2 protein-coding genes and 1 pseudogene are annotated in these 1,315 nt (G+C 28.3%); all 3 read left to right on the top strand.

The window, feature by feature from the left end; translation table 11 throughout:
- Positions 1–10 precede the first annotated feature (10 nt).
- The 3 genes and pseudogenes from IDG60_RS24050 to IDG60_RS14605 all read left to right on the top strand — a co-directional run bounded on the left by IDG60_RS24050 (position 11) and on the right by IDG60_RS14605 (position 1,056).
- A complete protein-coding gene (locus tag IDG60_RS24050) occupies positions 11–133 on the top strand; it encodes a hypothetical protein (RefSeq protein ID WP_000027399.1) in 123 nt (40 codons plus the stop codon).
- Positions 134–203: 70 nt separating this feature from the next.
- Positions 204–851, top strand: a pseudogene (locus tag IDG60_RS14610) (minor capsid protein); the annotation flags it as partial.
- A 10-nt stretch (positions 852–861) separates the two neighbouring features.
- A complete protein-coding gene (locus tag IDG60_RS14605) occupies positions 862–1,056 on the top strand; it encodes a hypothetical protein (protein ID WP_001217300.1) in 195 nt (64 codons plus the stop codon).
- The last annotated feature ends 259 nt before the right edge of the window (positions 1,057–1,315 follow it).

The raw sequence follows: 1,315 nt of genomic DNA, 5'->3' as shown, positions 1-1,315 counted from the left end.
GTAATACATTATGTCAATTCAACAATTAGATGGTTACATTTCTATAGAAGATTTTTTTAAGCATATGGATGAATTATCGAAGAAAGAAGAATTAGAAAAAGAAATTAATCAATCAAAGTCTAAATATCAATAGCATCCTTTCTACACAGATAAAGAGAAGGTGGTGCTATTTTTATACGCTTTTTTAACTATTTACTGAAAATGCAGAATCACAAAAGTTAACATATTTAAAAGAACTTGGTGAAGATGGCGAATATAAATATGTTGCCAAAATAGATAGTAAAACATCTAAATTATGTCATTCACTTAACGGAAAAATATTTAAAGTTAAAGATATGATACCAGGTGTGAATGCGCCACCTATGCATCCTTAGTGTAGAAGTACCACAGTGCCACATGTTGGCAGTTGGCGAGACAAGTTCTTTAAAGAGCGTGAAGGTAAATATCAGGTAGAAGTAAAAGAAGCTAAATTACAAGAAAAAGCTAAAAACCAGATGAAAGAAATGATTGAAAGTTGTAAAATGAAAATAGAAATAAATTGTGAAAAACAAAATGGACATATGTTAGGTCATCATCTATATAATGAAAATAAAAAAAGAGCCATTTTAAATAATAAGAAATTGCCTAGCTATACAATACTTTCTATAGATTTATTGAATGAATTGTTAAGAGAAAAAATGTCAACAGGCAATCTAATATTAAGTGATGAGCTATTTGATATGAAAGAGATTATTAATTTTAATCAAATTATTGGAAAAGTACATATCGATAATGTGTATATTGAAACCAGAAAAGGAAAAGTGCATTATTCGAAGACAGGTGCTCATATAGTACCTTATATTGATAAGTAGGTGAAAAGTATTGAGAATTGAAGATGCATATCGTAAAGATGTTATTATCACGCTTTTGAATAATGAAGAATACGAAGGGGTTGTAACTGACTATGAAAATGAATTTGAGAGTGAAACAGGAAATCTTGTTGTAGATATACAGACTGATTTTGCTGTTTATTCGTTTGATGAAACTGAGATAAAAAGTATTAGATTATTAAAATAATTTCTAAATAGCATCCTTTCTACACAGATAAAGATAAAGTGATGCCATTTTTTGCGCTTTTATAACAACTAAGGATACAAGACACATACCTTCAACAAAATCTTCATCTAAACCTATCGATTTCCTAAGTTCAATTTTAAACACAAAGTTTATTTGTAAAGATGCACACCTATAAAAATCTTAATCATCGAAATGTCACAAACATCTCCATATTAAAAACTTAAATAGTGCATTTCATTTAAACTAAACATCGATATTC

This window comes from Staphylococcus sp. EG-SA-2 (assembly GCF_017152085.1).
Note: the sequence above shows the minus strand (reverse complement) of the source record. Positions and strands in the feature narration are given on the sequence as shown.

Excerpts from the sequence above, each read along its gene's own strand:
- IDG60_RS24050 (WP_000027399.1), top strand. The coding sequence starts at position 11 with ATGTCAATTCAACAATTAGATGGTTACATTTCTATAGAAGATTTTTTT.